The organism is Caballeronia grimmiae (genome assembly GCF_000698555.1).
GTDB classification, from domain to species: Bacteria; Pseudomonadota; Gammaproteobacteria; order Burkholderiales; family Burkholderiaceae; genus Caballeronia; species Caballeronia grimmiae.
This window is the reverse complement of record NZ_JFHE01000103.1, coordinates 1-2,325: the sequence shown is the minus strand read 5'-3', so window position 1 is coordinate 2,325 and position 2,325 is coordinate 1. Positions and strand designations below refer to the sequence as shown.

The window sequence follows — 2,325 nt, the reverse complement described above, 5'->3', positions numbered from 1 at the left end:
GCTAGTTCATAGTTGTCGCTTCTCCATCGTAATTGTCGTCGGGTAATTGTCGCCGGCGCGCGCTCTGTTTGTCGCTGGCCTTTCGACGGCGATAGCTTTCAACATTCAGTTCGAAGATCGTCGAGTGATGGACGAGCCGATCAATGGCTGCGACCGTCATGCCAGGGTCGGGGAACACGTCATTCCATCCCGAGAATGGCTGGTTGGCCGTTATGAGCAGACTTTTACGCTCATACCTCTCGGCGATCAGTTCGAACAGCACACTGGTTTCGGCCTGGTCCTTACGCGCGTACGACAGGTCGTCCAGGATGATGAGATCAAACCGATCAAGCTTCGTGAGAGCGGATGGAAGCTGCAGGCTCTGACGCGCAGCCTGGAGTTTCTGGACGAGCTCGCTCGTGCGTGTGAACAGCACTCGATAGCCGGCTTCGATTAAAGCGTGTCCGATGGCTGAACCTAAATGACTTTTACCGCCACCGGGGGGCCCGAACAGGAGAATCGTGGCACCTTTCTCCAGCCACGAATCTCCGGTCGCCAGTGCCGTGACATGCGCTTTCGAGACCATTGGCACCATGCCGAAGTCGAAGGTGGCCAGCGTCTTGGTTGGATCAAGATGTGACTCGTTACGATGCCGCTCGATGCGTCGTTTGGCACGTTCGGCCAGTTCGTGCTCAAGCAGCGCCCCAAGCAATCGCGTAGCCGGCCAGCCTTCCTTATCAGAGCGCTCAACGAACTCGGGCCATAACCTGCCGATGGTCGGCAGACGTAGCTCGTTCAACATCAAGGCCAGACGGCCGTTGTCATGGGCAGGGGCGTTCATGCTGCCACCTTGTCGAGAAGCTCGTCATAGACCGCGACGGGCGGCATTTCGACTACGACCTCGGGACATTGGGCCTGACGCGGCGCGAATTCATCGCGCAACTGCTTCAGATCGGGCAGTTCGCCTGCTTCGAGCAAGGCCTCGAGCCGCTCGGCCAGCAACGCCTCAACGCCGTGATGTCCTGCGAGTTCGAGCAGCCCTACGATCGTCTTGCATGCCTGGCGTTGCGTCAGTTGCGTCTCCAGCTTCTCCCAGGTCCGTCGGTAGGCTTCACGGGGAAACAGCGCGTCGCGAAACGCGAACCCCCTGAACGCCTGCGGCTTGCGCTTGAGAGAATCGATGAAGTGACGATAGTCCAGCGCGTGGCGGTTATCGGCGGCACGGGATCCTCGCGGCGTACTGTGCACCAGCGCGCCCGACAGATAGCAGTCGAGCCGGTCACCATAGATCCGCACCTTTAGCCTATGGCCGATCAGGCGTGACGGTGCGCTGTATAGGATGCCGCGCACGGTGAATGTGCTGCAGCGGGTCACGAGTGCTTCTTCCTCGACGAAGTCAGTAGTGCGACGTACGGGCAAATCCTGCAACTGTGCGCGCTCAATGCGAAACGCCGCAGCGTTGCGCCGGTTCCGGCGCATCACCACCTCACGGATGAATTCATCGTAGGCGGGCCGGTCGGCGAAGTCGCGATGACCGCGAAGCATCAAGGCCTGGTCGACCGCTTCCTTCAGATACCGATGCGATGACTCCACGCTGCCGTTCTCGTGACCCAGGCCCCGATTGTTGCGCGTGCCCTCCATGCCGTAATGGTCGAGCAGCGCTGAGTAACGTTTCGTGAAGTCCTCCTGCTCTGTCAGATTCTTGAAGGCAGCCGACAGGCTGTCAGAGCGATGTTCGCGCGGGCAGCCGCCGGCCTGCCACAGCGCGTTCTGCAATCCCGCTGCGAGGGCCTCGAAACTCTCGCCTCCCTCAACAACGTTCGCGTATTCCCAGCGCGAGAACGCCAGTACGAAGTGATACAGCCGATGACCGAATGGGGCACCGCCGATCGTCACGCAAAGCTTGCTCATATCGGTGAAGTCTGACAGACCGCGCACACCGGGCTGATGCTCCTGGGGGAAGAACACCTCCTGCGTAGGCCCTTCAAGCGCCCGCCACTGGCGAATACGCCGTTCCAGCGTGCGGCGCATGCTATCGGGATAGCAACCCGGGTGATCGTCTTGCAGCTTGCGCAGGATCGTGATGCCCATCAGGTGGGGCGCGTTGCGCAGCAGCGGTACGACTTCGCTCTCCCATACGTCGACGAAGGGATCAGCTCGGGTCCGCCATGTTTGCCGTGGTTTCTGAGAAGGCAAGGTGGCGTCACGTTCGATGCGGCGCGCCGTACGCACGCTGATACCGGTCTTCGCGGCCGCGACTTCCTGGGAGTACTGTTTGCGCTTGTTCATATAGAGATGAACCTGTTGGTCGGTAATGCGGGTTCCAGACATGAGCTGACCGCTTCT

At 60.3% G+C, this 2,325-nt stretch carries 2 protein-coding genes; both read right to left on the bottom strand.

The genetic code is table 11. The annotated features are described in order from the left end of the window. Position 1: 1 nt before the first annotated feature. Positions 2 to 820 carry an IS21-like element helper ATPase IstB gene (gene istB / locus BG57_RS30715; protein WP_035971033.1) on the bottom strand — a complete coding sequence of 273 codons (819 nt, stop codon included), beginning with the start codon at positions 818 to 820 and terminating at the stop codon, positions 2 to 4. Next, positions 817 to 2,310, bottom strand: coding sequence for an IS21 family transposase (istA, locus tag BG57_RS30710; protein WP_008342581.1), 1,494 nt, complete (start codon positions 2,308 to 2,310; stop codon positions 817 to 819). The genes istB and istA overlap by 4 nt, the downstream gene beginning before the upstream one ends. Positions 2,311 to 2,325: the final 15 nt, after the last annotated feature.